The sequence below is a fragment of the Tabrizicola sp. genome (assembly GCF_041913445.1).
Lineage (GTDB): Bacteria > Pseudomonadota > Alphaproteobacteria > Rhodobacterales > Rhodobacteraceae > Tabrizicola.
Genome location: NZ_JAYSFG010000032.1, coordinates 1 through 25,956, shown reverse-complemented (window position 1 = coordinate 25,956; position 25,956 = coordinate 1). Strand labels below are relative to the sequence as shown.

Below are 25,956 nucleotides of genomic sequence, written 5' to 3'. Positions count from 1 at the left end.
ACGCTGCATATCGTGGCGGGGCTCTTGCTGCCGATCTGGAAGCAACTCCCCCAGGACGAAACCCGCGTCTACCGGCTGCAGACCGATGACGGTCAGCGCATCATCGGCCGCCGAGTCTCGCCCGCCTGGGTCGCGACCACGCTGGCAGACGACGCCCCGAAGCTTACGGCCGCTGAGGTCCATGCCCTCGTTCTCGAGGGCAAGACCGTCGTGCGTCTGGCCGAGGGGATGGAGTTGCATCGCTCCCGCGTCATGGGCGTGAACCGGATCGAGCTTTCGGGCTTCACGGAAGCTCATAAGGATCGCCTCAAGGCGGATGGCTTCTTTTCGGAAATCATCGCGTGGAAGCTGCGGCTGTTCTGCCCCACCGATCCTTCCGGGATCGCGGTCCTCAAGCGGCTGCTTGCGCGTTTTGCGGTCTCTGGTCTACACGCACGCATTGGTTGAATTGTGTGATCATGTCATTGGAAACAGAAGACCTCTTGCGTGAGCTTTCGTCCCATGCCGAAAGCGTTTGTCGTCATTACCTTCCCGCTGGACGGCGGGAAGGCTCCTACTGGATCGTTGGCGATCTGCAGAACAATCCCGGTCGATCGCTGTTCGTGCGGTTGACCGGCCCCACATCGGGGCCGGGTGCCGCCGGCAAGTTCACCGATGGCGCGACCGGTGAACATGGTGATCTCCTCGATATCATCCGCGAGCGCACCGGGATCTCCCGCTTTCCCGACCTTCTCGCCGAGGCGCGAGCGCATCTTGGCCGTCCGGCGCCGGTTCTCCCGGATGGTCCTTCCCCGAGAAAATCAAAATCCCCCGGCGGCACGCCAGAGGCAGCGGCGCACTTGTTTGCGGCCTCGGTGCCGGTCGCAGGCACGCTTGCGGAAACCTATCTCCGCTCTCGGGGCATCACCCTTGGTGGCAGTGTGAGCGCCTTTCGCTTCCACCCGAAGTGCTGGCATCGGGATGAGGGCCAGACCAAGAGCATTCCCCGACCAGCGCTGATCGCTGCGGTCACCGATGGGGCAGGGGCCTTGCAGGGTGTGCATCGCACTTGGCTTGCGCCTGACGGCCAAGGCAAGGCGGCAGTCGAGACGCAGCGGCGGGCCATGGGGCACCTTCTTGGCAATGCCGTCAGGTTGACCCCGTGCGATGACATCCTCGTTGTCGGCGAAGGCATCGAGACCATGCTGTCCGTTCGTGAGGCCGCCCCCGGCCTTCCCGTCTGGGCCGCTCTCTCATCGGGTCACCTCGGAGCTGTCCTGCTGCCGGAGGGGGTGCGGCGCCTTTACATCGCCATCGACCGCGATTTGGCGGGGCAGCGCGCAGCGGAGAGGTTGAGCGCCAGAGCCACCGAGGTCGGGATTGAAGTGCGGATGCTCGAGCCACGGCTCGGGGACTTCAACGACGATCTCCGGGCAGACGGACCGACGGTGCTGCGTCAGCATCTGGCAAAGCAGATCGGTCCCGAGGATCAGCAGCGCCTGGAAATCTGAGCGTCTCCGCGCAAGGGGCGTTTCAGGACAGTGGGGCAGGGGGGATGGACCATCGCAGGTTTGAACCGTCCTCTTCTGCCTCTTCTCGGGGCAGCTCATCCACACCTCCCCCGAGCGGCCTTCAAGAGATGGGCAGGCGGCCGTCAAAGGGGACGACCCTTCAAGGACGGGGGGCAACTGATTTCCGCCGCGGGGGACGAGCCCCCGCTTTGCATCGCGAAGCATATGTGGACACCCCCTTCGTCAAGTCTTTCCTCAAAGCGCGTCGAATCCGGTTGGGTGCTTGCATATGTCCGGCCTCGTAGTGCGGCCGGTTGGCCGCGGGCCCTGATGATATCCGCGGATCATGGTCCCTATCAAATCATCGCGCTTTTGGGCGCTGTCTCGCGAACGGGTTTTCCTGATCCCCGGCAAAACCGGTAGTCATCACGCTTCTTGGGCAGACCCTCCGAACTGTTGCGACGCCAGTGCGTCGTATTCTATGCGGCTGCTTCTCCGTAGACGGTTTTCCGTGCCATCACGGCCCAGCAGATCCGTGCCATCTTGTTGGCCAGGGCCACCGTTGTAAGGCGTGCCGATTTCACCTGCAGGAGCTTTCTGACCCAGCTCATCAATGGCCCTTCGGCTGTGCGCCTCGAGAAGCCGACGACGGCTGTCGCCCCGATGACCAGCAAGGTTCTCAGATACCGATTTCCGGCTTTCGTGATCCGCCCAAGTCGCTCTTTGCCCCCAGAGGAGTTGGATCGAGGCGTCAGGCCGAGCCATGCGGCAAGATCTCGTCCCGATCTGAAGGCAGCAGGGTCCACTACACTGGCCGCCATTGCGGATGCGGTGATCACGCCGACGCCGGGGATCGTCGCCAGCCGTTGGCTGGCTTCGCTCGTGCGGTGCCATTCCAGGATTTTCCTCTCGAGCTCCTTTATCTCGGCATTCAAGGAGCCGATCTGTCGGGCAGAGGACAACACGATGTCACGCACGAGCGGCGGCAAGTCGATCTCGTCTGCGCCGTGTGCAAGCACCCGCTCGACGAGATCGGCATGCCGTCTGATCCCCTTTGGCGCTACGACGCCCATCTCGGTCAGATGGCCTCGCAGGGCGTTCACAAGCATTGTTCTTTGGCGGACCAATAGGGCGCGGGTCTTGTGGACCATGAGAATGGCCTGCTGCGATTCAGATTTGATCGGGACAAACCGCATGGTCGGCCTGGTCACCGCCTCGCAGATGGCTTCGGCGTCGACCATGTCGTTCTTCTGGCGCTTGACGTAGGGCTTCACGTAGGACGCGACCATCAATCGGACTTCGTGGCCCAGGGCAGAAAGTTCCCGCGCCCAATGGTGCGCGGAGGGGCACGCCTCCATGCCAACCAAGCACGGATCCAACCTCCCAAAGAACTCGAGCATCTGAGAGCGCCGCACCTTTCTGGTGATGACAACTTTTCCGTCAGCATCGACAGCGTGGACCTGGAAAACGCTCTTCGCGAGATCGAGGCCAATGATCATTCCGGACATATCCAACCACTCCTTCTTCCCGGGGAACCGTTGAAACCAGATTCGACGGTTGGGGTGGGGGTGTCCACATCATCAAATCAGCCGCCCACCGTCCTCCTCCACATGCGTTCCGGCCCCGAAGGCGGGGTGAAGAGTCCTCCCCCGTGACGGCTTTCGCAGCCCATGAAGGCCGCGCGGGATGACGCGCGGACAAGACAGGCCCGGAGGCATGAAGAAGATGACGTTCCAAACCCGCGACGACGCTTACGAACCCGCCCACACCGCATCCCAGACCGCCCATGCGCTGGAGGAGCTGCAGCTCTACGGCTACCGCCCCTTCGAGGATGAGCCCGATCCGCGCCCGATGCCCGACGCTGACCGCCTCCGGGGTGCCATCGCCGACATCTTCGACGCCCTCGTTGCGAGCCTCGCTGACACCCGCATGGAACCCGACCTCGAAGAAGTGCTCTGGGGACAGGTCAACCTCTTCCACCGCGCCACCGCCCGGATCGAACGATCGCTCGACGACAACGAGCAGGCGCAGCGCCGCCTCCAGCGCGAGCAGGACGGCTCCGAGGTGAAATCCACCGAACTCGAGCGCCTGACAGCCGAGGGCCTGACCCTCACCGAACGGCGGAACTGCATGGACATGATGCGCGATCACGCCGCAACCGAGTTCTGGCACCACACAGGCTCGACCTGGCGGCCCCGCACCGGTTCAAAGGTGAACCATCAGCACCTGACCGCAGCCCTGATCGACAGCCGCGACTTCCTGGCCGCCAAGCGCCGCGCCGAGACCGAGGTGATGCTGCCTGTCGGCCCCAAGGTCGCCCTCACCGGTGGGACCGATTTCAACGATCACCGCCTTATCTGGGGCAAGCTCGATCAGGTCCGGACCAAATATCCCGACATGGTCCTTCTCCACGGTGGAAGCCTGAAAGGTGCAGAACTCATCGCCGCCAAATGGGCCGAGTCCCGGGGCGTGACGCAGGTAGCCTTCAAGCCCGACTGGACCAAGCACGCCAAGGCCGCACCCTTCAAGCGCAACGACGCCATGTTGGATGTGCTCCCCGTGGGTGTCCTCGTCTTCCCGGGCAACGGCATCCAGGAGAACCTCGCCGACAAGGCCAAGAAGCTCGGCATCCCGGTCATAAAGTTCGAGAAGGGGGCGTGAGCCCCCGGTACCTGACCGGCATCGCGCGAGGCACGGAAATGGGAGACCGGAAGTAAGATCAACTCTCGGAGCATAGGCAACGGGGTTCAGCAGGACGGCGAAACCGCTACCGGCCTATTCTCCCCTCTCGACGGCAAAAATAAATGTAAGACTTTCCGATACTTAGAGATCAACCTGCTCGGATAGCGCAGAGAACACTGTGCACTAGGAACCCCAAGGCCGCTATGTTAAGCAAATCAGGTGGTTCCGGCAAAGAACAGTAGATGGCGACAAGAACAATCGATCTATTCAGTGGCGCGGGGGGGCTCAGTCTAGGGGCAAGGCTCTCCGGCATGGAAGTCGCGCTCGCAGTAGAAACCGATAGGCATGCAGCTACCACCTTCAAGCAGAACTTTAGAAGCGCAAGGCTGATAAACAAGAAAGTCGAAGAAACCAGCGCCGAAGACTACTCGGGCTACGAAGGCGTTGAAGTGCTGATGGCAGGGCCACCCTGCCAAGCCTTCTCTACCTCAAACCAAAGAACGAGGAACGATTCCAATCCGCTAAACAACTTGTTGTTTGAACCAGCACGAATAGCGCAAATCATCCAACCCAAGTGGGTAGTAGTAGAGAACGTCCCAGGTTTGGACATTGGATCTCGAAGGAAGTACCTTGAGCATCTGACGGAAATGTTAAGAAACATTGGCTATACCGTATCAGTACACAAGCTGAATGCCGTAATGTATGGTGTACCTCAGAATAGAACACGACTATTTGTTCTTGCGGGGCCCAAGTCAATAGAAGCCAGAGCCCTAGAGTCGAGAATGGAGCGCTATCAGTGCACGGTGCGCGACGCAATCCAAGACCTTCCATCGTTACGGGTTGGAGCGGATGTTGATGAATTGCCCTACCGGAGTGAGCCACATAGTGAACTCTCCCGAAGTCTTCGTGGTTCCCTTGAACGATGCACTGGTCATCTAGTTACCAAGAACAACGAGGCAGTAATCGCGCGATATAGTCACATACCGCAGAGCGGGAACTGGTCAAACATTCCCCCAACTCTAATGCAGACATACAGAGACTCATCGAGATGCCACACTGGCATCTACCACCGACTTCGATACGATGGACCGTCAAAGGTTCTAGGCAACTTTCGGAAAAATATGTTGATCCATCCGGTAGAAAACCGTGGATTGTCCATAAGAGAAGCCGCACGAATTCAAACCTTTCCCGATGAGTTTGAGTTTTCCGGATCAATAGGAAAGCGACAGCAGCAAGCTGGCAATGCAGTACCCCCGCGACTGGCTAGAGCCGTATTAAGTATCATTGGTGATCAGCTGTGAAAGTCACATCAAAGAAAGCACTTCAGGACCACCTGCCATCGAGCGGGGAGTTCAAGTCGCTAAGAGCACGATACGATACGCTTGCTGCGGCTATGAATACACAGATACATCCGCTTGTAACGACCTACGCCAATCTCGCAACTGGATCATTCTTCAGTGACCATGGTGTGCAACATATTTCCGATGTCATCAAGAGCGCTCAGCGGCTGCTTCAAGACGCAACCGGGCAGATTTCAGAGTATGAGCTCTTCATCCTACTCGTTGCAATAAATTACCATGACATAGGCAACATGTTTGGTCGTTTTGAGCACGAGGAGAAGATAAGCGAAGTCCTAGACAAGTTCTTTACTGCAGCTTCGTTTGATCAACTCGACCGTGCGCTGGCTATTCAAGTTGCGTCAAAGCATGGCGGAGCGACAAATGGCAACAAGGACAAGTTAAGTGAATTGGAAAGAAGCACCACCTGGAAAAATGTCCCAGTACGCCCTCAGCTCTTGGCGGCACTACTGAAACTGGCGGACGAGCTCTCGGAGCATAACAGGCGTGGTGACCAAACGGCTCTTTCGGCGGGCATACTAAAAGGACACGAGTCAGAAATTCATCATGTATTCGCGTGCTCAGTAAACAATTTGATGCCAGATTTTAAGTCTGGCTCAGTTGATTATAGATTTTTCTTGACTCTCGAAACACTCAAGCAGGAGTATGCTTGGCGGTCGGGAAGCACAATCAAAATTCTAGAGTATATTTACCAAAGAGTAATCAAAACATACCTGGAGTGCGTTTATTGTTCAAAATATGCGCGAGGTTTCTTTTTCTTCGATCGTGTCAATGTCCGTATTGAAATTTTCGACTCGCAAAAGCCGATTAAGTTAATGGAGCTTGCCCTTCGAATTGAGGGTGAGTCGAGCTACCCAAGTGAGGCAGATCTTTCAAAGCACGCGTCCATACTAAAGTGTGAAGGAAGAAGTCAGCCGCCAAGCTCGAACGATGTCCTAACTGAACTTGGAGTAACCGCCGATGGCTGAATCTCGCCATTCCAATCCGTTGAGAGTTTTCTCACCGGAAGGCATGCCTCCAAATGACTTTCACGACATTTTTGTTGCCGACGTACCGGGAGGTACAGCAATCAAGTCGGAAGGCCACACTTGGCTCCATGGGCCACGGGGGTCGGGTAAGTCAATGCTACTGCGCTACCTAGAACCAGACTGTCAGCTTATTGAGTTGTCGCATACGAATGGTTTGTCAGAGCCTGATCTTGCAAGGCTCTCCTTTTTTGCACTTTACGCATCGGCCCGGCAATTCGAGAGTGACTTCCCAGAAATGGCACGGTTGCGAGGGGATTTCTCAGAGGCAATTCTGGCTGAACATGCACTAGTCCTTCATTTCGTCTACCACGCTCTTTCGCGGCTCAAGCGCAGCGGTGCCCTTCGCCAGATTGAGAGTCTGGAGATGGACCAACTACAGACGAAACTGTTTGTGAAGGTTCACGCTCAAGTCGCTGCGACGAAAACGGAGATCACATCTATCAAGATTGGTGACGCCTTGGGCGAATTACTTGATGGTCTTTGGGAGGCGCAGCTAACGTTCAACGACTACTTGGACCGATTGCTCGTTGCAAGTGATCGCGCGTTCTTCGAGAGCAAAGTCCTCAGGCAAAAGACCTTTCTTGAGCCCCTCACAGACTGGCTCCTTTCGCTCCCGGCAATATCGCAAATTAGGCACATCTTCATTATATTGGATGATGCTGACAAACTAACAGAAACACAGACGCGCGTCTTTAACACCTGGTTGTCGCGTCGATCCGGAAAGGTGAGCTACAAGTTTTCGTCAGAAGAGTATCAGTACAAGACTTTCTACACCAAGGGTGATTTTCGCGTAGAACATCCGCATGATTTTAACGAACTGAACTTGACGGATATTTACACCTCCAATCAGAGTCGACAGTTTAGGGAGCGGATGTACAAGATTGTTAACAAGAGACTGTCAAGGCTTGCCGACGGGAAAGATCCACTGGGGCGTCAGCTGAACGCCATCGATTTCTTTCAAGAGGATTCGAAACAGGAGCGTGAAATCGCTGAGATTGCCTCGAGCTTGACTAAGGGAACCACAAGAAGCACTCGTGGGCGAGATGATGCATATCGATATGCTCGGCCAAATTATATGCTGAGTTTGGCCGGAAATTCCAAGAATAAGAATGTCTATTCGTATAGTGGCTTTGAGCAGCTCGTTAACATTTCATCCGGTAACCCAAGGTACTTCCTCGAATTTGCCCATGAGATGTTTGATAGACAAGTAGTTCGCCACTCGCGCCAGGGCGTGCCACTTAGGATTGAACCAGAGGTTCAGAATGCCGTTGTACGGGAAAAGGCACAGGATCTCTTTCTGGAAGAGTTGGACGAATTAAAGCTAGATGGCACAAACCGAAATCGCGACTACAAGGCAGCGATCTACCTGCAGCAATTTATTGGTAGTCTAGGAATGCTCTTTGAAAGCATTCTTTACAATCCTGCTCTCAGCGAGCGCAGAGTCTTTAGTTTCGCAGTTTCTGATGTTCTGGATGAGGAAGTTGAGAAGGTGCTTCGCCTCGGTGTTACTCATGCATACTTTTCGCGAACGGCTATTGGTCGAAAGGAGGGCATGGGGAAGACAGAGTGCTTTGTGCTTTCGCGTCGTTTCGCTCCCTATTTTAAGTTAGATCCGAATGGATTTACGGCTTACAAGTTTTTACAGAATTCCGAGATCAGGCGGATGATGTTCGAGCCAGAGGCATATCGAAAGGCCCTTAGGGCTGCTAAGAGTTCATCCGAGACAACGCAAATGACGCTCGGATTTTGGGATTGACTATGGCAACCATCGTTGAAGTTTCGTCTCTGGATTTTGTCATCGGGGATGTTTTTGTTTGTTGGGCGAGTTTTGAAGCGCGCTCTAGCCAGATTTTCGATAGTCTTCCTGGGGGTGTTCGGAGCGTTGTATTTGCTTCGAACCAGCATGAGTATCCATTTGGAGGGTCGTTTTCGGGAATAAGGCGCCGTGGTTCACGCCTTGATGTTCGGTGGATAGATCGGGACAATCAGATTGCAGTGTATGATGATATGGTCGATCTCGTTGGCTCGACTAGCAGTAATAGACTGTGGATTGACGTAACCTGCTTTCCGAGAGAGTTTCTTGCGATCTTAATTAAGGTACTTTCTAGATTTGACGAGCAGGTGCACAGCAGAGTTTGTCTCTTCTACTCACAGGCTGATGACTATGCTTGTGGTGCAAAACATGATGACGACAAGTGGCTCGTAAAGGGCGTTCAGTCCGTTGCGCCAATCCTAGGTTTTCGGGGTGTTCGTAGACCAGGTAAGGACTTGGTGCTCTTGGGTATGCTGGGCTTTGATGTAGACAGATTTCTACTTATTTCTAATGAGATACAGGCGGATAGATTCTTGCTTGGTGTTGGTGGTACTCTTGTTGCTGAACGGAGTTGGATGGAGGCGAAGAATGCGCGCGCTGTTAGCTCTTTACAGTCTTTTCTCGACTATGATGGGGAGTTTAGATTCAGTTGTGATGATGTTGGTCAGTGCATGGCGGATGTGGAAGGCGCCATTGCTCGTGTAAGTGAATCGGCTGACGTAATGATAGTTAATTTGAACAACAAAGTATCTGTGATTGCAACAGCCTTGCTTGGCCTAAAGTTTCCTCGTTTGCGGCTCTGTCATAGCAGCGGTATTGTATACAATTGGAGGGAGTATAGTTCTGCAAACGGGAAAGTCATCATTCTTCCAGTTGATGAGTTGATGAAGCTTTAGCGATCTTGTCGGTGGTCAGGCCCGCCTTTGCCGCTACTTGTACCACTGTATAGCTTACATAATCAAAATTATGCGACATGACTCTGTAGGCGCAAAGTAGAACTGTTGCACACGCCCTTCCGGCCACGGCAGACCTCGGTCATTCGTTGAAGGACTTCCTTGTCTCGCCTTCGGTCATCCAGTCCTGCCCACCGAAGGCAACGAGTGCGACAAAGACGCAGTTCTTGTTGAGATCGGCGCGGAACACGACGGTCAGACGATGGCCTCGTCCACCATGGCGGACCAGCCATCCGTCCAGCGGTGGTGCCAGGCGAACGCCGGACATCGGGTTGGCGGAGACGTCGTCAATCAGATCGTCGACCTCATCAAGGCGCCTGCCGGCGGCGTCGAAGTCCCCGCCGGTCACTTCGACGATGTGATCAACCAAAGCAGCAAGGTCTTGGTCGACCAGAGGATGTCGAACGATGCGCATCAGGCAGCGGTGCCACCGGCGGCCTTTGCAAGTCGGGCAAGATGCGCGCGCGCCCCAGACGTGATGGACTCGCCCGTTCGGACGGGTTCCCAGGCATCAGGGGGAAGTGCGAGGCGCCGCTTGACTTCGGCTTCGAAAAGAAGACGCTCCCTCTCGCGCGCTGCGCGCGCACGGGCCATTTCGCCAGAGACTGCAGCGCTTATGTTCGGATACTCGCCGCTCTCGACCAACTCTCGGGCGAAGTTGAAAGCTGCATCCGTGAAGCTGACACTCTGTTTGTGTACGCCCATCATCGTCTCCGTCGGTAGTCCATTGGAGCACCATAGCCTTCCCGCTGAATGTTTTCAACGATCGGAAGCGGGCAAGGGTCTGGAGGCCATGGATGAGCAATAGACGCAGAAATCTGTAGCTTTTAAGGACAGCTGGCAGACGATCCTCGCCGGTCGAGCTATGCAGCGCCGACGGCCACTGCACTTCTTCGCCGATCACGGCGCCGCGCGTTGCCCTTTCGTTTCGCTTCTGGTCCAGTCTGGCGGCACGAAGTTGAGCTGAGGCGACACCAAGATGAAGACCCAAAGTGGCGACCTCGACCGTTGGCCGGACCCGGCCGGCGCAAACGCCCGCCGCAGCGTTTTCGCGCAAGACCTTGTCATCGAAGGCGATGCCTCTTCCAGTGGGCCGATAGAGGTCCAAGGCAATGTCGTTGGCTCACTGCGGGCACCGGAGATCACTGTGGCTGGTTCAGGGCGCGTTGAAGGTTCCGTCGTCGCCCACGACCTCGTCGTGCTTGGGGCGGTCTCTGGTATGATCTCGGCGCGAAACGTTCAGCTCGCGCCAAGTGCGATCGTGCAGGCCGATGTCATCCATGAGCGGATCGCCATCGAGGCTGGTGCCGAGGTTGAAGGCAGGCTTCAGCGTAAGGCCTGAACGATCTCGCACCGCATGGTCTGGCGGTAGCATTTGGCCGGCAGGCAGATAGCCCCGCCGCAACTTCCGTCGGAGGGTTTGCGATGCCGCTCTCTCCGCTTCTTCAACGGAAGCACAGGTTTCGATGCTCGTCCGGCCGTGGGTCCCGATCCGGCCCCAGGTCCGCAAGACGGATACGTCCCCGAACAGCGTCGCCGCAACATCGATGCAGTAGAAGCGCGACATGTTGGCCTCAGGGTCGATGCGGTGCAGATGTGCCAGAGGCATGGCGGTCCTCCCCCGCTCAGACTCTGCTTTGCGGCTCGCCAAGTCCAATTGCTTTTCTGAATCGATCTGGGCGGTCCGATTCAGAAAGCTGATGGGTCACGGCGATGAATCGTTCGGTGGTCCCTCTACAACCTCGACCCATAGGACTCCGCGCAAGGTTTCTTCCGGGACCAGCCACACGGTCCTGAAGCGACCGCTCGCGGTGCGATGACGCTCCGCGACAAGCTCCCGGTTTGCGCGGTCGATCCGCCACAGCCTACGATCGATGACCGACTGCTTGGTCCTGATTTGGGTGACGTCATCCATTCCTGCCCCCAATGAACCGTTGTCGCGCTGCAGTCATGGACATGAAGTCCATCAGAACATATCTAGTGTTGTCAGAAGTGGTGCTTTGTCGTCGCCACGCGAACCACGAAAGGCGTTCCTGTCGATGCATGTTCTGTCCCCCGTTCTGGTTGTTTCCGCGCTTGCGGCGATGTCTGTACCTGTCCACGCGCTTGACGCCTGGGCGGTCGGTGTCGAGCGTGGACTGCCGACCTACGCGCTCACCAGCGAGGCGGGTGAGGTGCGGCTCGTTTGCGACCCGGATCGCGTTTTCGGGCCGACGCCCAACGGCGCGCTGGTGGTGCGCTTCGACAAGGACGCTGCGCCGGACATGGTCGTCGTGCTCGCGAAGTCTGGTGAACAAGCCCGTCTGCCGCTCAAGACCGGCGTCGCTGCCCAAGCGTCGGCTGAAGCCATGGACTGGTCGAAGATGGTGGCGACCTTCCGCGCTGGCGGTGAATTTGCCCTGGTCACGAGCGCCGACAGCCTGACCTTCGAGACAGCGCCGCTGTCCGAGCTTGCCTGCGAGTGATCGCAGGCAGTTCATCGAATTCTGTTGCATGGTCCGGGTCTATCTGATGCGTCGCGCCTCGATGAGCCGCGACGCGATGGCGGCGAGGAAGGCACCAACGATCGCCGCCCGGGGCTCGATCTGCCAGGGGTCACCAAGGGCTGCATGCATGGCGCGGATCGCTGAGCCTTGGGCGTAGACGGTCATCGCTTCGCCGACCGCCATGTTTGTTGCCGACATGGCGAAGATGCGCCTCGCCTCGTCTGCATGCGCATTGATATCCTCTTCAGCCAATAGCCGCCGCAATTCCGCGCGGGCTTCCTTGGCAAAGGCGCGCAGCATGTAGGCCGGGGTCACCTCGCCCGCACCCGGGATCAGCTCCAGACGCCTCTCGGTCGCCAGTGGAAGCCGAAACAGAACCACCAGCTTCTCTTTCCGCGGCTTTGACACCACACCAGAGGGAGCCTCGGGCGGCAATGCCGGGGACGGCGGTCCCCCCTCCCCTTCCCTCTTCCCGGCCAACCTCGCTTCCCTCTTGGGCATCGATGGCTGATCAGGGAGTTGGGCCTCGAGGCTCTCTGCTGAGAGTTCCGCTTCCGGCGCTCGCCGTTCGGCAAGAATGCGCGATTGTACCTCGCGCGACGATCGCAGCCGCGCTGCGGAGTTCTGCAGGCCCGGCTCTTCCGCCGCCGGGGAGGGTGCGACGCGTGCAGGAAGGCGGAAACGGCTCATGCAGGGATCACCTCGTCGATCCCTGTCAGGACGAGTTCCGCGACTTCGAGCTGACGCGCGATGGCGTCCGCCACCAACCGGCCGCCGGGGGCCTTGGCGTTGGCGCGGGCCGCCGGTCCGAGGGGGCCGTGGTATCCCAGCTGTTCGAGGATGCGCGAATGCGGCACGATCACGTCGAGATGGTCAAGACGCAGGATCTCCTGCAGCACCTCCTGATCGCGTTTCGGCAGTTGCGCCATTCCCCCTTCCCGGGTCGCGGCATCGATGATCTTCGGCCCGGCATCCATGACCAGGACCCGGACTTCCGGGAAGCGCTCACCTTCGGCAATCGAGGCGCGGAGGTCGTCCATCCAGAGGACGGCGCGATGGGTCATTTCCCATTCGGCATAAACGGGACGTGCTGGGATCAGCACCAGATCGGAGATCAGGCAGAAGTCCTCGGTGTCGGTGTGGGTGCCAGGCCGGGTGTCGATCACGACCAGATCGACGCCACGTTCTTCCTCGGCCTCAAGGAGCGACAGAAGCCCTTCGACGCTCTCGGGTGGCGAGAGGATCGCTAGGCCCTCCGGCCAGTCGGGCTTCTGCGCACCTTCCCAGGTGGCCAGTTCAAAGCTGTCGCGCCAACGGCCGAGTTGGGCGTTGACGTCACCGTCAATCAGGGTGACGCCGCGCCCGAGGTTCAGTGCTGCAGACGCGAGAAGCATGGCGGTCGTGGTCTTTCCCGAGCCGCCCTTGGTCTGCACGATGGTAATGACTTGCATGAAATGACGCCTCCACAAACGGTACTCACTACCCCTCGCACCGGCATCCGGCGCTCTTTCATGACGCTGCGGAAGGCGATGCACCGCAGGCAGGGCGAGACTGCGCGAAGCCTTTGTAAAGGCGTCACTAATCCGACCGGCATCCGGTGCGCCGTTTAGGCATAAGGTTGCAGAAACGTCAAATCGCATGTGCTGGAAGTTGTATCATGGACCCTGCGCCTTCATGTTTCTTAAGGATTCCTACATCCGTAATGCTGCGGCGCGGCGCACGAGCCGCCCTGAGGCGTGACCGCAATCGAGGCCGTCTGCCTTCTGGCCCGTATGGCGGTTTGCATGTCTGCATGTCTGCATAGGTGACAGGCCGCATGCCTGCGTGGGAACCTGTCCGCACGGCTGATCCGTAGGCAAGGTGACATCAGACCTCCGTCTGGGGACGATCCCGAACTTGACCCGCCAACCGCCTGCAAGCCGGACAGTCTGCCTGATTGCCTGTCGGCCTGCTTGCCAGTTCGCCCAGTGACGGGTTGGCCATACGTCGAGCCAGCCTGTGGCTTCACGCCCAAAGCAATCCATAGTCTGCCATGGGCAGGCCTTGAACCATCGGGCGACCCATTCCCCGACCCCCCTTTCCTTCGGATCATCGAGCCTTTCCCGGCAGTTCCTCCTTTAGGGAACGCAAACCCTCGCAAAACCCAAGGCTACAAGGCGCTCGACCACTTTGGTCTCGCGTCAAACGGAGGCCTTACGGCCAGGGCGCAGGGATGCAGTCGGCGGGCAAGCCGCCGACCCCTGACGCCATATGGAGTCCTCACCGGCTGTCCGGTTTCCGCACGCGGGCTCCTCCTCGGAGGAGCGGAAACCGGCCGGTGAGGACGGTTGGCAGGAACGGTGTTGTGTGGTACATGATGCGCAACGACTGCAAAACACATGTAATGATGCAATGCCACGCTCACGCCTGACCTCTGTTGAGACTGCCGCCATCAAGGCGAGGCTCGTCGCTGGCGAGAGCGTCGCGGCAGTGGCGAGGTCGATGGGCCGTTCCCACCAGGCGCTGTCTCGCATCAAGGGCAGCCTTGACCGGAAGGAGGTGCGGCGGCTTTCGGTGAAGCTGAACATCCGCATCACGGAAGACGAGCATGCAAGCTTTCAGGCGGTTGCCGAGGCAAGCGGTATGACGGTTTCCGAGGCAGTCCGGCATCTGGTCAGACAGGCAAGCGATCGTCTGGCCATCCAGGCAGACGAGCTGGATGCCATCGCTGCAGCCAGGCGGGAGTTGTCCGCCGTTGGCAACAACCTCAACCAGATCGCCCGTCTGGGGGCGGTTGGCCGACTGACCTGGAATGCCCGCGATGCCGCCCTGGTGCGAAAGGTCGGCACGCGGGTCGATGGCCTTGTCGAAGAGGTTGTCCACCTCCTCTCGGCGCTGAGGGCCAAGCAGGGACTTAAGGGTCAAACCTCTTCCTTCGCCCCTGCTGCTGACACGTCCGCCGAGGCGCCAAAATGACCCGGTCGCCTTCCGTCGAGGATCTGGTTCTCGGTCATGTTCTCGATGATCGGCGTCGTGGGCGGGGTGGTGGCGACGGCTCATCGTCCCGTCTTGGCACGCGCAAGGAACGTCAGACCCGGGCGCTTCTGCGCAATGCTGGTGGACCCCGCGGTTGGCAGTCGGTCGTAAAACGCATCGCAGGTGGCAGTGCCCGAACGCCGCAGGAGCTGAAGCGACTTCTCGACTATGTGGCCCGGGAAGAGGGAGTGCAGAGCACCTGGTGCAATCTGGCGGGCTATGAGCGTGACTTCGATCCTGCCCGAACGGAGCGGACTGCGGATATCTGGTCTTCAACCTGGACCGGCGCGCCGCGCCGGGGACATGCGGATCACATCGTCCTGAGTTTCCCGCGCGGAGTAGACGCAGAGCGCGCCGAGGTCATCGCCCGGGAGTGGGGACAAGTGGTGTTCGGCTCTGGCGACTATGGCGATATCTGGCGCTATGTGGCTGCGCTTCACATGGACACCGACCATCTGCACGCGCATTTCGTGGTCGACAAGCATGGCATCGAAGAAGGCCGGTTCCTGTCGATCTGTCGTCATGCCGCGCTGAACTTCGATGTGATGCGCGAGCTTCACGCCGAGATCAGCCAGTCGCACGGGCTGAACATCCTCGCCTCGTCGCGCCTTTCCCGCGGCATCATCGAGAACCCGCCGCGACAGTCCGAACTGCGAGCCTCGCGAGAGGGTGGAAAGCCCACACCCCCTGCCCCGACACCGCTGTCCGAAGGGGAGCGGAGCCGACGGCTTGCCGTGTTGCAGGGCTTCGCCCGCGAATACGACGCCTTGGGCGACCTCGCCGGTCTTGCCGCTGCAGCCGGCATCGAGACGGCCACCTCTTCCTACCTTACCCGGCTGGCCCGAGCACTTGGCGCCTCTGCCGCCGCTCTCAGACAAGGAGTTCCCCTGATGCCCGATCACTCGCTTCATGCCGAAGGCGATCCCGCCGCACGGGTTGAGGCTGCGCGCAGCGAGATGATCGCTTCGGCCACGGAGGCCTGGGAGGCAATCCGTGCCATGGAACCCTCGGCCGAGCGGGTCGATCTTGAACGGAGCTTTGCCGAACAGGCACGCGCCTCGCTGAAACTCGCCCCCGACAGCATCCTCTTGGCAGAGCATGCGCAAGTCGCCGACCGGAACACCGATCCCTACCACGACCCGACCCTCGCCTCGCTGGCGCGGCTAGAGCAGGGCCAAACCGAGGGGGCTTCCCTTGATGAGGGACTACGCGCGACCCTCGCCCATGTTCGCGATGAGATTGGCGAACGGCTGTCGGCACTCTTCTCGATCCGGGAAGACGAGCTTCGCATAGCCGGCACGTCCGTCGAGGAAATGGTCGCCCGCTTCAGTTTGGCCGAGCGCAGCGAAGGTCAGCGGGCGAGTTGGATCACTGAGCAGCCGAACACGATGCAAAAGGTGATCTGGATGGAAACGGAGCGTGCGCTCGGCCAGGAGGTTCGCGCAGAAGTCGCGGCTTTCAACCTTGCGCCGGAACTGACTGAGGCCGTCGCGCGCGACCAGTTGTTGACCGCAGATCGTCATATGAAGCTCTCTGAAGTGCCCGTGCTGGAAGCCATCGTTGATCGCCTGCACGACACTCTGAAACCCGAGGATCTCGACCGTGTTCGGTCCGGTGATCTCACCCCGCTCAACGAGCAGGTCCGAGATCCAGCGCTCAGGGCCGCGGTGGCGCATGAACTGAAAAATGAGGGCGATCTCGGTCAATCGGGAGAGGTCGGACCCTGGGCGGACCTGGCACGGGCGCAGCATCGCGCCGCCGAACTGGGGCAGCGCGACCGCGCGGTCGAACGCGACACCGGCCACGAACTCTGAGGACAGACCCATGCTTTCAAACCTCGACACCGCCTGGCGGTATCCGCTGGCGCTGCTCCTTGGCCTCCTGACCGGCCTCTATATCGGTGGCATGCTGGCAACGATCTACGTGATCACCGCCTTCCGGGAGAGCCTCGATACCCTGAGCCCGATGGGCCCCTGGTTCCTTCGCTATGCATGGACCGACCTCGCCGCGCGGCCTTCGGTCCTGCAGGGCGCGCTGATCATCACGGGCGCAGTGACCGTCGCATTGACACTTGTCGGACTTGCCGGAGTGCATCGCGGGCGGCTCAACCAGTATGACGACGCGCATTTCCAGTCGCGCCGTGAGTTGAAGCGCAACCACATGGTCGGAACCCTCGATCAGAACGGCTTCATCTTCGGCAAGCTCGGCCTCCCGAAATCCGATGCGCCCTTCGTGATGGCGCCACCCGACCGCTTCCCGCATGCGATGATGATCGCGCCGACGGGCCGAGGGAAGGGTGTCGGCTTCGTCATCCCGAACCTCCTCCATTTCTCGGGCTCGGGGATCATCCTCGACGTGAAGGGCGAGAACTTCGCCAAGACCTCCATCCACCGCAAGCACGGCCTGAAAAACAGCATCTGGTACTTCTCGCCCTTCGATGAGGACCGGGGCTCGCACCGTTTCAACCCGCTTGCCCGGATTGCCGCCCTGCCCTCCGCCGACCGTCAGTACACCGCGCTGAACTCGATGGCCGACCTTTTCCTCATCCCGGAAGGCGAAAGTGCGCAGAGCTTCTTCAATGCCGGCAAACGGCTGTTCATCGCATCGTGCCTCTATGCCATCGAACAGCGACGCCCGACCCTGGGATTTGCCGGCGAAATCATGGCTGGGGGCGGCGACAAGAAGAAAAGCTACACGACCATTGCCGAGACGACGAACATCCCGATCGTCTCCCGCACCTTCCTCGAGATGGCTGACGTCCCGGAAAAAACCCTCGGAGCCTATGTGTCTGTCATCCAGGGATCCGGGCTCGAGCTCTGGAACGACCCTGCAGTTGACCGGGTGACCTCGGCCAGCGACTTCGACTTCTCGACCTTCCGCCGCGAATCCCAAAGCCTCTACATCGTCGTCCAGCCCGAGCACCTGAAAACCTTGGCCCCCCTCGTTCGTTTGCTCTTTGCCGATGCCATCGCCTCCCTCCAGCGACGCGAGCCGGGACCGGACGAGCCCCATGCGGTCATGTTCCTCATGGACGAATTCGACCAACTCGGCCGTCAGCCCCTTGTTCTCTCCTCGATCAAGACCATCCGCAGCTTCGGCGGCCGTTTCTTTATCATCTCCCAGACCATTCCCGGTCTGGATGACATCTATGGCGAAACCGGGCGGAGGTCCCTGCAGGGCGGGGCTGGTGTGCAGATATACATGACGCCCCAGGATGATCGGACCGCCGAGGTGCTGTCGAATGCGTTGGGGAGATCCACCATCACGGCCGTGACCGAAAGCCAGTCGCGGGTGCGTGCACTTGAAGACAGCGCGAATGTCAGCAGGCGCTCAGAAGAGCGACCGTTGATCTCGGCGAACGAGGTGCTGCGGTTTCCGCTGGATGAGGTGCTGGTGCTGCCCGAGGGACAGTATCCCATCCGGGCGCGTCACATCCGGTACTTTGAGGATCGGCACTTCGGGCCGATTGATCGGGTGCGGAGCCTCCACGATCTGAAGACGGTGTTGGCGCGCGGACCAAAAGCAAGCGTCGACACGGCGGCACTGCTATCCGGATTGGCTAAGGCAGGCGCGACGGTCGCAGCGACTGCAGAACAACTTCCCCAGGCGACCGCTGCCTTCCGGCAACTCACGGAAGCGGCGACGGGCCGACGTAGGGTCGCACAGCGAAAAGGGCTGGTCATGCAGAGCGGCTGAATGATGGCAGCCTCCCGACCAGCTGAGCTGCTGGCAGGTGAAATCTCAACAAGAGCGAGAGGACAGAGAATGGCAAGGAAGACGGATGCGGCGTTTGAGCCGACCGATCGAATGGTGGCTGCCGGTCGCAAGGCGATCGAAAAGATTGGGCGAGCCGAGGTGCGGGAGGACCTGGACGGTCTTGTCCGGGAGATTTGGCGAAAGATGGCGATGGAGGCTCAAAAGGAGCGGGAAGACACTACCGCCGCTATCTTGGCGAAGTTGGGGTAGCGACACTTGGTAAACTGCGCCGGAATCTCGCGGGAAGAGCGCAAAGAACGGCTCTGCACGACCTTCACAGACACAGTATCTCCGCCACCCCGCGCTGCCCGCCCTGCCGCGAAAGCTGCACCACCAGGTCCACGCTCCCCTCGCAGTACCGCTTCACCTCCTCGAACCCCATGCCCAGCCCGGCGGCCATCACCATGATTGCCAACCGGTCGATGGCCTTCCGCGCAGTGTCCGCATGGATGGTTGTGAACGACCCGCCATGCCCGGTGTTGATCGCTTCGAGGAAAGTCCGGCTTTCATCGCCCCGCAGTTCGCCGAGGATGATCCGATCTGGCCGCATTCGGAGCGAGGCTTCGAGTAACCGCGCAGGCGTCCGTTCGCCTTGGGCACTGCGATCCGCTTTAAGGGTCACGGCGTTCTCCTGACGGGGGAAGAGCTCATAAGCATCCTCGATCGTCAGGATCCGCTCCCCCGGGTCCACCATCGACAACAACGACCGCGCGAAGGTCGTCTTACCGGTCGAGGTACCACCTGAGATCAGGATGTTCATGCGCTCCTCGACGCAAAGCCGCATGGCCTCGACGACCTGCCCGGCCTCCGAAAGCTTCATCGCCTCCCCTGCTCTTTCCCGACGCTTGGCGTCGAGATCGACGAGACAATCGTGCAAGAGCCGCGGCTCGATCAGCTGCTCGGCCGCGACCTTGAACGGCCGGAAGGTGATGGCCATCCCGCCCTCTACGATGGGCGGTGCCACAACCTGCGCCCGGATCGCCATGTCGCCCCAGACGATCTTTCCGGAGACCGTCGGCTTCTTGTCGGAGAATTGCACTCCGACGGCGGAAGCGATGGCCTGGCCGAGGTTGGTCGACAGGACTCGATCGATCGAGAGATGCGCGACCCGCTCCATGTGAGTCGCCCCTTTCTGCTCGATCCAGACCTTTCCATCCGGGTTGATCGCCACCTCGACCAAGTCGTCCCGCAGGAACAGCGGGGCGAGCGGCGTGAGGTAAGTCCCGAGGAAACTCGGCCGATCATCCATCACCAGATTTCCAGGTCACGGTCGACCGTGACCGTGATCGCAGCCCCGGGGGCGACAGTTATGATCGGTGGCAGGCTCGTATAGGCCTCGACCGCAGAGCCCATGGCAGTACTCAGGTCCTCGCCCATGCTCTCGGCCGTGTCGGAGCTGATTTCGTCAGTGTATTTCGCGGCGGCGACGGCGGGGGCGGCCCCGAGAAATGAGATGAGTGCAGCCGACCCGAACCGTGCGCCGAAGCGCGTGTTGACCTTGCCGGTGATGCCTGAGCGTCCTTGGGCATCGCCACCGAAGGCTTCCATCTGCACGGACTGCCCGTCTGGGGTGACGAGTCGCGTCCAGGCCACAAGGATGCGGCCCTGACCGATGGCGACGTCCGAGGAATAGTCGCCGAAGAGGCGCGAACCGGCGGGGATCAGGATCTGCGCCTGATCGAAGGACCAGACCGGCCGGGTCACGATTGCTGTGATCTGGCCGGGCAGGCTCGAATCGACCGCATTCTCAAGCGTCGCTTCAATCATCGTTCCCTGAAGGACGGTGTTCGACGGATTGGCGATCACCTGGCTCACTTCGGTGGCGGTGGCTTCCCGCCCCGACTGCACGAAATCCCGCCCCGCAGCATCTCGACCCTCGGCCGGGGCTTCGGACATCCCCATGACTGCATCCCCTGCCCCACCCTTCTGCCCATCGTCAAAGACGACCGAAGGCGAGGCCACGCGGGCTGCGAGCTGCGCCTCGCGCCCGGCACGTTTGGCGGCCAATTCGGCTTCCCGAGCGGCGTCAGCGGCACCAGCAGCGTCGGCGCTTGCTTTCAGGACAGCGATCTCCTGATTGAACTGCCGCCGCATGTCCTCCATGAGAGCAAGGTTCTGGGACTGTGCCTCTTCCAGCGCGAGCGCCAGTTCCTTGGCGGTCTGGTCCTTCTCGGCATCGGCCCTGTCGGCAAGATCACCCAGTTCGCGTTGTAGCCGTTCGACCTCGGACTGGAGTGTGGCGTTCCGCGCTTCAAGGTCTTCGCGCTGTGAGGCCAGTTCCCCTTCGATATCGGAGAACCCATCCCCGGCGGGTTTCGCTTCCGGTTTGGGCTCAATCGCTCCGAAGGGCGAGCCTCCCGTCTGATCCTGGAATTCCTCGACGGCGGAGGTTTCCACATCGGGAATGGCGCGGCTGGAAGGCCAGACCGTCCAGAGCGCGGCAAGGCTCGCCCCTGCGAGCAGCGCACCCATGCCAAGCTTTTGCTGTCGGGTCATCTTCGGCTTCGGTCGCTCGACCTTGTACTCCGGCTCTCGGCCCTTCTGCGGATCGGTCATCTCGGGATCAGCCATGTCAGAACTCCCATCCCTGAAGCTTGGCGAGCAGGACTGGGTCGGTGGTCATACCCCCATCCACCCGCTCGATGCACAGAACTTGCGTGCCGATCCGGATCGAATAGGCGGAGCGCAGGCCCGAGACGCGGACGATGCTGCCCCGCGTGCCGGAGTTCAGCGTCACTTCGCGGCCCGTTGCATCCACACCGAAGATCGACGGCCGGAGGCCTGGGGCGAAGGCGAAGTAGGTCGCTTGCCCATCGTTCCAGATATGCACGGGCTTCAGGGTCTCGTCGCCCGACCAGGCATAGCCGATGTCGCGTGAGCCTGCGGCCACCGCGCTGCGTGTCGTGCGGCTCGTGCCCGTCTCGGGATAGCGCAGGACGAGCCGATAGGTCGGGTTGCGGGACCGGCCCTCGCTGATCGACAGCGAGATCGTGCGCCGCCCAGTATAGATCGTCATGTTGGTCTCGGCCCCGGCAATCAGGGGTTTCACGGAAACCGTGGTCCTGTTCGAGAGCACCTCGACCTCGAAGGCTTCGCTGTCGCCAAGAAGGACCGAGTCGATCCGCTCGCCCGCGCCTAGTTCGATGGCGGTGTTCACACGCAAATGCGTGTCGAGCCGGATGACATCGACCGGGTTGTAGAGGACCGACCGGACGCGGGCATCGGCGCCCATCGATGCGGGGGCGACTTCGGCGGTGGCAACACTCGCGACGCCGAGGGCGCAGGCGAAGGCAATGCCCGGGAGGAAGAGAAAACGGGTCATGGATTGGTCTCCAGGGTTTCGGCGTCGACGCGGTAAGCAGAGACGGTGAAGCCGAGCGGGTTTTCCCAGACATGGGCGAGGGAGCGTTCGGTCTTTGGCTCAAAGGCGAACTCGACCGTCGCGACGAAAGGCTGTGTCACCGGCTCCTGCTTCGTCTTGCGCAGGGTTTTCAGGAAGCGGATCTGGGCGACGTTCGGCGAAAGGAACGTGATCCGGCGCACGGTCACCGTAACTTCCGCCCCGGGCCCATAGACATCGGGCGGGTAAGCCGTATTGCCGCCGCCCTTCGACCAGAGAAGCCGCAGGCTTTCTTCGGCACCCCCTGTCGAGCGGCGCTGGACGCTTTCGAGGCGGGCTTGAATCCCGGCAAGGAAATAGCCCTCGCGGTCGGAGACGTAAGCCACGAGGAGGCTTTGCTTCAGCGCTTCCTGGTCCTCGATTCCGGTCGGGGCGACCTGCAGGATGTTTTCGGCATCCCCGGTCTGGCGATCGACGAGGACGGTGAAGACTTGGGTTTCCCGCAAGGGCAGAACGAGGACCAAGGCGGTCGCAAGGATCAGGCTCAGCCCGCCTGCGGCACTCGCGACAATCCAGGCACGCCGGGCCGAGAGGCGAGGCTCCAGAACGAGATCGACATCAAATCCATGCGCCTCCATGGGCGGTCCTCCACTTCTCGAGTTCTTGGGCATCAGCTTTTGCCGGGTGTCCGGCTCGCGAGCCGCAACGCTGTCTGCACGGCGGACCGCCCGATCTGTCCGGCGGTATTGCCGTTCAGGCGCGCATCCGATGGACGGCGACCGCCTGCATCAAGACCAGCCGCTCCTCGGGCCGCGCCGATCCCGGACGCGATGGCGGTGCGGCCGTAACCCTTGACGCTGTCCGCCGTGCGGAAGGTCGAGGCTGCGACACTGCCGAGACCGGTTGCAGTCGATGCTAGGGACTGCGCGATCGCTGGCACCATGGCCATGAGGCCGGTGCCGAGCATCATGACGACGACGAAACTCAGGACGTCGCCGATGGTTTCGACCGAAGCGAGAGAGGCTGGCGTCAGGTCGCGGGCGATCGCGATTGTGAAGGCCGCCATGCCCGAGGTCAGCATCGGGTAGAAAGCAAAGCCGAGGGCGAGGTTCACCCATCGATCGAAGAGCGGGGCGGTTACCTTGAAGAGCGTGCAGGCAATCGCGATTGGCGCGAAGATCACGAGGACGCCGATCATGATCTTCGCGGCCGAGATCACGATGATCGACACGGTCGCCATCAGGGCCGCGACGAGAAACATCAGGAGGCCCGCGAGGGCTCCAGTGATGTAGCTGCCGTTCTGGCTGATCGCCTGCCCGACATCGAGGGACTGCAAGTAGAGCGAATCGAGCCCCTCATAGAGGTTGCCCGATCCACCGCCGAAGGCTTCGATGACGACCGCCCCGATCTCGCTCGGGGCATTGGTCAGGACGCCATAGACCGCATTGAAGTTCGTCCAGGATGACAGGAATGCCGAAGCAACCGCGATCCGAACCATCAGGCCGAGACCATTGCGCAGCGTCATGGGCACGGCCTGTGCCATCAGATTGATCCCGACCAGCACCACCACCAGAACCGAGCCGACCCGGAAGATCGGCACGATCTCAGAGGCCACGGCATCGAACGCCGTGGCGCCAACCGCAGTTGCGGCCGCGTCGACCTGGGTCAGGATGTCGGCGATGATGGCCATGGATCACATAGACTGGCAGACGGTCTCGTGGTCGCGATAGCGCGCCTCGGTCTCGCGTTGGTGCTGCGTGAGGTAACCCTCAAGCTCGGCCCGATCTTCGTTGATGAGTTCTGAATCTGGCTTGCCCAGTACCTCCGACGTGAAGTTGTCGAAGCTGAACCCGTCGAAGAGGCAAGCGCATGTTCCCTTTTCCAGGGCCTGCATCTTCGCCGCTGTGATGTAGGCCTGCCGCGCCGCCCCCTTGAAGCGCCAGTCGTTGATCCCTTCTGGAAGGTCGATCACCTCTTCGCAGCGCGCCGTTTCTTCACCCGCAAAGATACCAGTCCCGCGCCTCTGCATCTCGGTCAGGAGGTCCAGCGCGGTCTCCGCATCCTGCGCGCCTACCGCTTCCCGGGTTTCTTCGATCAGCCGAACGTCGCTGAGAGTGGCGATGTCTTCCGCCGCAGCCAAGCTGGCAAGGCAGACGAGGGCTACAACCGGCGCGACGTGGTGAGAAGCCCGCCGCATCATTCGGCCCCCGAATAGTCGAAGAAGCTCTTTTCCTTGGCCTGCTCTGCGGCCCAGTTCACACCCGTCTGCCCGGCGGCCAGCCCCGCAGCTGCGTTCAGCCGCCACATCTGGCCGAGCATGTAGTTGGTCTCGGCCGCCATCCGGGTGTTGAGGTCGATGCTTTCCTTCAGGCCCTCTTGATTGGCGATTTCGGCCACCAAACCGTCGATCCGCGCGAGGCTTTGAGCTGCTTCCTCATAGGAGAGCTGCGCCACGCCCATGGCCGTGGCACTCGTCGCTGCGGTCGTCGCGATGAGCTTGTCCTGCGGGTTCTCCGATGACGACAGCCCGGCCAGGGTTTCCGAGGTCAGCCCGGCCCCTTCCAGCGTGTCACGCATATATTCGGCGGCCATCTTGTCGCCCATGGTCACGTCGCCATCGAGCAAGCTGTCCAGAAGCCCGTCGAAATCCCCGATGGTCAGTGCATCCTGGAAGCCGGAAAGGTCTGTGATCTTGGCCGCCCGTGAGCGCAGGTCCTCCACCGAATTGTAAAGGCTCGCGATCTCGTTCAGGCCCGAGATCGACCCGAGGATGCCTTCGAGGTTGGTCAGCTGCTCGAGACCGGTCTCGACCTGCTTCTTCAGCTCTTCGATCTGCGCGATCTGGTTTTCTGCATCGCGAAGTGCTGCTTGAAGCTGCTCGATGTTCTTGGCAAGGTTGGTGCCGTCGATAACGGGCACGCCTTGAGCCAGAAGAGGTGATGGTAGAAGCGATGCACAGATGGCGAGCGCGAAACGCGCCCTCGTTCGAAGGACGGCAGGTCTCACGGATTGTACTCCCAGAAGGTGGTGTATTGCAGGGACTGCGCGGCGTCCGAGAGCCCACGCGCCGCCTCGACCTTGACAGCACCGGCACGGAGCCGCAGCGTCAGGGCCATGAGGCGCGCGCGTTCGGCGAGCATGTAGGTGTTCTGATCGACCGCTTCTTTCGGGGTCTGGGGCTTGGCCTCTTCAAGGAACCCCTTGATCCGTGCCATTGCCGCCTCGATCTGCCCCGACTGCTGGCCGGAATAGCCGATGAAGGCTGAGGACATGTTGCCCCATTCGGCACTCGCACCCTCCACCCCCGCCAGAGTGCCTGTCACGTCTGCGCCCGTGATGACCGAGAGATAGGCGTCGTAGTAGCCCGAGATCCGGCGGACGTAATTCTGCGTTTCCTCGAAAGGTGGGATGCCGCCGTATTTCTGGACGTTGCCGGGACCGGCGTTGTAGGCCGCGAGCGCGAAGTCGATCCGGCCGAAACTGTTGAGCTGGGTCGCGAGATAGCGTGCACCACCATCGAGGTTCTGCAGCGGATCGGTCGGATCAACGCCGAGGTCGGCGGCAGTGCCGGGCATCAATTGGCAAAAGCCCATGGCCCCGACAGGGCTGATTGCCGCGTTGGAGAACCCGCTCTCCTGCTTCACCAGCGACTGGAAGAGAATACGCCAGGTTGTGGGCGTGAGCCCGACCTTCACGACGCCGGGGTGCGTCTCGTAGCGCGCCGCCGTGACGATGATCATAGCCTCGACCGTCTCACCTTCCCCGAAGAGCCGCTGGCTTTCGGGGCTGGTCTCCTCAAGAGGATAGACTTCATCGGCAGGTGGAAAGGAGCCCGTCCCCGTCTCGAAGCCGCTGAGATTGGTCACGCCAGTCGTATCCGCGAGGAAACGCTCATAGGCGTCCAACTGGTCGTCTTCGATCTCGCTGAGCTCGGAGCGTGTGCTGAGTTTCTCACCCTGTTTCACGGCGTCCTCAGCCTGTTCGGCAAGTCGCGAGATGAAGTTCGAGAGCCGCGAGCCGTCGATGATCGGCACG

At 60.4% G+C, this 25,956-nt stretch carries 25 protein-coding genes and 2 pseudogenes; 13 read left to right on the top strand and 14 right to left on the bottom strand.

Translation table 11 applies throughout. From position 1 onward, the window contains the following. Positions 1-447, top strand: a pseudogene (locus ACE3Q6_RS20960) (methylase); the annotation flags it as partial. An 11-nt stretch (positions 448-458) separates the two neighbouring features. Further along, positions 459-1,490: a toprim domain-containing protein gene (locus tag ACE3Q6_RS20955; protein ID WP_374436747.1), complete on the top strand. Its 1,032-nt coding sequence runs from the start codon at positions 459-461 to the stop codon at positions 1,488-1,490. 479 nt (positions 1,491-1,969) lie between these two features. On the opposite strand, the gene ACE3Q6_RS20950 is transcribed toward ACE3Q6_RS20955, so the two are convergent. Beyond that, complete coding sequence (locus ACE3Q6_RS20950; RefSeq protein ID WP_374436744.1) at positions 1,970-2,998, bottom strand: IS110 family transposase; 1,029 nt, start codon at positions 2,996-2,998, stop codon at positions 1,970-1,972. Positions 2,999-3,215: 217 nt separating this feature from the next. Here ACE3Q6_RS20950 and ACE3Q6_RS20945 point away from each other — a divergent pair, with 217 nt between their 5' ends. From ACE3Q6_RS20945 to ACE3Q6_RS20925, 5 genes are all read left to right on the top strand, one after another. Further along, positions 3,216-4,151 carry a DUF2493 domain-containing protein gene (locus ACE3Q6_RS20945; RefSeq protein ID WP_374436742.1) on the top strand — a complete coding sequence of 312 codons (936 nt, stop codon included), beginning with the start codon at positions 3,216-3,218 and terminating at the stop codon, positions 4,149-4,151. Positions 4,152-4,414: 263 nt separating this feature from the next. Beyond that, the gene (locus ACE3Q6_RS20940; protein ID WP_374436740.1) at positions 4,415-5,473 is read left to right on the top strand and encodes a DNA cytosine methyltransferase; all 1,059 of its coding nucleotides are present in this window, start codon (positions 4,415-4,417) and stop codon (positions 5,471-5,473) included. A gap of 92 nt (positions 5,474-5,565) precedes the next feature. Continuing rightward, positions 5,566-6,498, top strand: coding sequence for a hypothetical protein (locus ACE3Q6_RS20935; protein WP_374436738.1), 933 nt, complete (start codon positions 5,566-5,568; stop codon positions 6,496-6,498). Beyond that, entirely contained in the window at positions 6,491-8,314 is a 1,824-nt protein-coding gene (locus tag ACE3Q6_RS20930) for a hypothetical protein (protein WP_374436736.1), read from the top strand. The genes ACE3Q6_RS20935 and ACE3Q6_RS20930 overlap by 8 nt, the downstream gene beginning before the upstream one ends. Before the next feature lie 2 nt (positions 8,315-8,316). After that, the gene (locus ACE3Q6_RS20925) at positions 8,317-9,267 is read left to right on the top strand and encodes a hypothetical protein (protein WP_374436734.1); all 951 of its coding nucleotides are present in this window, start codon (positions 8,317-8,319) and stop codon (positions 9,265-9,267) included. A 139-nt stretch (positions 9,268-9,406) separates the two neighbouring features. On the opposite strand, the gene ACE3Q6_RS20920 is transcribed toward ACE3Q6_RS20925, so the two are convergent. Beyond that, the gene (locus ACE3Q6_RS20920) at positions 9,407-9,739 is read right to left on the bottom strand and encodes a type II toxin-antitoxin system RelE/ParE family toxin (RefSeq protein WP_374436732.1); all 333 of its coding nucleotides are present in this window, start codon (positions 9,737-9,739) and stop codon (positions 9,407-9,409) included. A 564-nt stretch (positions 9,740-10,303) separates the two neighbouring features. Between ACE3Q6_RS20920 and ACE3Q6_RS20915 the strand changes: the two are divergent. Then, a pseudogene (locus tag ACE3Q6_RS20915) lies at positions 10,304-10,591 on the top strand (polymer-forming cytoskeletal protein); the annotation flags it as partial. On the opposite strand, the gene ACE3Q6_RS20910 reads toward ACE3Q6_RS20915, so the two are convergent. Both ACE3Q6_RS20910 and ACE3Q6_RS20905 read right to left on the bottom strand, forming a co-directional pair. Further along, positions 10,481-10,933: a WGR domain-containing protein gene (locus ACE3Q6_RS20910; RefSeq protein WP_374436730.1), complete on the bottom strand. Its 453-nt coding sequence runs from the start codon at positions 10,931-10,933 to the stop codon at positions 10,481-10,483. The pseudogene ACE3Q6_RS20915 and the gene ACE3Q6_RS20910 overlap by 111 nt on opposite strands. 96 nt (positions 10,934-11,029) lie before the next feature. After that, on the bottom strand, positions 11,030-11,239 hold the full coding sequence (locus tag ACE3Q6_RS20905) for a hypothetical protein (RefSeq protein ID WP_374436728.1): 210 nt from the start codon (positions 11,237-11,239) through the stop codon (positions 11,030-11,032). A 169-nt stretch (positions 11,240-11,408) separates the two neighbouring features. On the opposite strand from ACE3Q6_RS20905, the gene ACE3Q6_RS20900 reads away from it, so the two are divergent. After that, positions 11,409-11,789: a hypothetical protein gene (locus ACE3Q6_RS20900; protein WP_374436726.1), complete on the top strand. Its 381-nt coding sequence runs from the start codon at positions 11,409-11,411 to the stop codon at positions 11,787-11,789. Positions 11,790-11,828: 39 nt separating this feature from the next. On the opposite strand, the gene ACE3Q6_RS20895 is transcribed toward ACE3Q6_RS20900, so the two are convergent. Next, positions 11,829-12,500, bottom strand: coding sequence for a hypothetical protein (locus ACE3Q6_RS20895; protein WP_374436723.1), 672 nt, complete (start codon positions 12,498-12,500; stop codon positions 11,829-11,831). Beyond that, positions 12,497-13,261, bottom strand: coding sequence for an AAA family ATPase (locus tag ACE3Q6_RS20890; protein WP_374436721.1), 765 nt, complete (start codon positions 13,259-13,261; stop codon positions 12,497-12,499). Before ACE3Q6_RS20890 ends, ACE3Q6_RS20895 begins: the two co-directional genes overlap by 4 nt. 940 nt (positions 13,262-14,201) lie before the next feature. Between ACE3Q6_RS20890 and ACE3Q6_RS20885 the strand changes: the two genes are divergently transcribed. The 4 genes from ACE3Q6_RS20885 to ACE3Q6_RS20870 all read left to right on the top strand — a co-directional run bounded on the left by ACE3Q6_RS20885 (position 14,202) and on the right by ACE3Q6_RS20870 (position 18,791). After that, entirely contained in the window at positions 14,202-14,765 is a 564-nt protein-coding gene (locus ACE3Q6_RS20885; RefSeq protein ID WP_374436719.1) for a hypothetical protein, read from the top strand. Beyond that, the gene (locus tag ACE3Q6_RS20880; protein ID WP_374436717.1) at positions 14,762-16,639 is read left to right on the top strand and encodes a relaxase/mobilization nuclease domain-containing protein; all 1,878 of its coding nucleotides are present in this window, start codon (positions 14,762-14,764) and stop codon (positions 16,637-16,639) included. Before ACE3Q6_RS20885 ends, ACE3Q6_RS20880 begins: the two co-directional genes overlap by 4 nt. Before the next feature lie 10 nt (positions 16,640-16,649). Then, positions 16,650-18,521 (top strand): type IV secretory system conjugative DNA transfer family protein, encoded by a 1,872-nt coding sequence (locus tag ACE3Q6_RS20875; protein WP_374436713.1) that lies wholly within the window; start codon positions 16,650-16,652, stop codon positions 18,519-18,521. A gap of 69 nt (positions 18,522-18,590) precedes the next feature. Continuing rightward, complete coding sequence (locus ACE3Q6_RS20870; RefSeq protein ID WP_374436711.1) at positions 18,591-18,791, top strand: hypothetical protein; 201 nt, start codon at positions 18,591-18,593, stop codon at positions 18,789-18,791. A gap of 64 nt (positions 18,792-18,855) precedes the next feature. Here the strand turns inward: ACE3Q6_RS20870 and ACE3Q6_RS20865 are convergent, their stop codons facing one another. The 8 genes from ACE3Q6_RS20865 to ACE3Q6_RS20830 form a co-directional block, all read right to left on the bottom strand. Beyond that, a complete protein-coding gene (locus tag ACE3Q6_RS20865; RefSeq protein WP_374436709.1) occupies positions 18,856-19,830 on the bottom strand; it encodes an ATPase, T2SS/T4P/T4SS family in 975 nt (324 codons plus the stop codon). After that, positions 19,830-21,152, bottom strand: coding sequence for a TrbI/VirB10 family protein (locus ACE3Q6_RS20860; protein WP_374436707.1), 1,323 nt, complete (start codon positions 21,150-21,152; stop codon positions 19,830-19,832). Before ACE3Q6_RS20860 ends, ACE3Q6_RS20865 begins: the two co-directional genes overlap by 1 nt. A 1-nt stretch (position 21,153) precedes the next feature. Beyond that, entirely contained in the window at positions 21,154-21,903 is a 750-nt protein-coding gene (locus tag ACE3Q6_RS20855; RefSeq protein ID WP_051294616.1) for a TrbG/VirB9 family P-type conjugative transfer protein, read from the bottom strand. Continuing rightward, entirely contained in the window at positions 21,900-22,559 is a 660-nt protein-coding gene (locus ACE3Q6_RS20850; protein WP_374436704.1) for a virB8 family protein, read from the bottom strand. The genes ACE3Q6_RS20855 and ACE3Q6_RS20850 overlap by 4 nt, the downstream gene beginning before the upstream one ends. Positions 22,560-22,591: 32 nt before the next feature. Continuing rightward, a complete protein-coding gene (locus ACE3Q6_RS20845) occupies positions 22,592-23,611 on the bottom strand; it encodes a type IV secretion system protein (protein WP_374436702.1) in 1,020 nt (339 codons plus the stop codon). Positions 23,612-23,614: 3 nt separating this feature from the next. Next, complete coding sequence (locus ACE3Q6_RS20840) at positions 23,615-24,118, bottom strand: hypothetical protein (RefSeq protein WP_374436700.1); 504 nt, start codon at positions 24,116-24,118, stop codon at positions 23,615-23,617. Then, a complete protein-coding gene (locus ACE3Q6_RS20835) occupies positions 24,118-24,840 on the bottom strand; it encodes a type IV secretion system protein (RefSeq protein ID WP_374436698.1) in 723 nt (240 codons plus the stop codon). The genes ACE3Q6_RS20840 and ACE3Q6_RS20835 overlap by 1 nt, the downstream gene beginning before the upstream one ends. Before the next feature lie 83 nt (positions 24,841-24,923). Further along, positions 24,924-25,956: lytic transglycosylase domain-containing protein (locus ACE3Q6_RS20830; RefSeq protein ID WP_374436696.1), on the bottom strand; the 1,033-nt coding region annotated here is incomplete at its 5' end.

Bases quoted from the DNA above. Each gene is read 5' to 3' on its own strand.
- ACE3Q6_RS20930 (WP_374436736.1), top strand. From the start codon at position 6,491: ATGGCTGAATCTCGCCATTCCAATCCGTTGAGAGTTTTCTCACCGGAA.
- ACE3Q6_RS20875 (WP_374436713.1), top strand. From the start codon at position 16,650: ATGCTTTCAAACCTCGACACCGCCTGGCGGTATCCGCTGGCGCTGCTC.
- ACE3Q6_RS20850 (WP_374436704.1), bottom strand. From the start codon at position 22,559: ATGGAGGCGCATGGATTTGATGTCGATCTCGTTCTGGAGCCTCGCCTC.
- ACE3Q6_RS20840 (WP_374436700.1), bottom strand. From the start codon at position 24,118: ATGCGGCGGGCTTCTCACCACGTCGCGCCGGTTGTAGCCCTCGTCTGC.
- ACE3Q6_RS20910 (WP_374436730.1), bottom strand. From the start codon at position 10,933: ATGCCTCTGGCACATCTGCACCGCATCGACCCTGAGGCCAACATGTCG.
- ACE3Q6_RS20890 (WP_374436721.1), bottom strand. From the start codon at position 13,261: ATGCAAGTCATTACCATCGTGCAGACCAAGGGCGGCTCGGGAAAGACC.
- ACE3Q6_RS20880 (WP_374436717.1), top strand. From the start codon at position 14,762: ATGACCCGGTCGCCTTCCGTCGAGGATCTGGTTCTCGGTCATGTTCTC.
- ACE3Q6_RS20885 (WP_374436719.1), top strand. From the start codon at position 14,202: ATGCCACGCTCACGCCTGACCTCTGTTGAGACTGCCGCCATCAAGGCG.
- ACE3Q6_RS20865 (WP_374436709.1), bottom strand. From the start codon at position 19,830: ATGGATGATCGGCCGAGTTTCCTCGGGACTTACCTCACGCCGCTCGCC.
- ACE3Q6_RS20920 (WP_374436732.1), bottom strand. From the start codon at position 9,739: ATGCGCATCGTTCGACATCCTCTGGTCGACCAAGACCTTGCTGCTTTG.
- ACE3Q6_RS20860 (WP_374436707.1), bottom strand. From the start codon at position 21,152: ATGGCTGATCCCGAGATGACCGATCCGCAGAAGGGCCGAGAGCCGGAG.
- ACE3Q6_RS20935 (WP_374436738.1), top strand. From the start codon at position 5,566: ATGAATACACAGATACATCCGCTTGTAACGACCTACGCCAATCTCGCA.
- ACE3Q6_RS20870 (WP_374436711.1), top strand. From the start codon at position 18,591: ATGGCAAGGAAGACGGATGCGGCGTTTGAGCCGACCGATCGAATGGTG.
- ACE3Q6_RS20855 (WP_051294616.1), bottom strand. From the start codon at position 21,903: ATGACCCGTTTTCTCTTCCTCCCGGGCATTGCCTTCGCCTGCGCCCTC.
- ACE3Q6_RS20895 (WP_374436723.1), bottom strand. From the start codon at position 12,500: ATGAGCCGTTTCCGCCTTCCTGCACGCGTCGCACCCTCCCCGGCGGCG.
- ACE3Q6_RS20900 (WP_374436726.1), top strand. From the start codon at position 11,409: ATGTCTGTACCTGTCCACGCGCTTGACGCCTGGGCGGTCGGTGTCGAG.
- ACE3Q6_RS20940 (WP_374436740.1), top strand. From the start codon at position 4,415: ATGGCGACAAGAACAATCGATCTATTCAGTGGCGCGGGGGGGCTCAGT.
- ACE3Q6_RS20925 (WP_374436734.1), top strand. From the start codon at position 8,317: ATGGCAACCATCGTTGAAGTTTCGTCTCTGGATTTTGTCATCGGGGAT.
- ACE3Q6_RS20945 (WP_374436742.1), top strand. From the start codon at position 3,216: ATGACGTTCCAAACCCGCGACGACGCTTACGAACCCGCCCACACCGCA.
- ACE3Q6_RS20905 (WP_374436728.1), bottom strand. From the start codon at position 11,239: ATGGATGACGTCACCCAAATCAGGACCAAGCAGTCGGTCATCGATCGT.
- ACE3Q6_RS20955 (WP_374436747.1), top strand. From the start codon at position 459: ATGTCATTGGAAACAGAAGACCTCTTGCGTGAGCTTTCGTCCCATGCC.
- ACE3Q6_RS20845 (WP_374436702.1), bottom strand. From the start codon at position 23,611: ATGGCCATCATCGCCGACATCCTGACCCAGGTCGACGCGGCCGCAACT.
- ACE3Q6_RS20950 (WP_374436744.1), bottom strand. From the start codon at position 2,998: ATGTCCGGAATGATCATTGGCCTCGATCTCGCGAAGAGCGTTTTCCAG.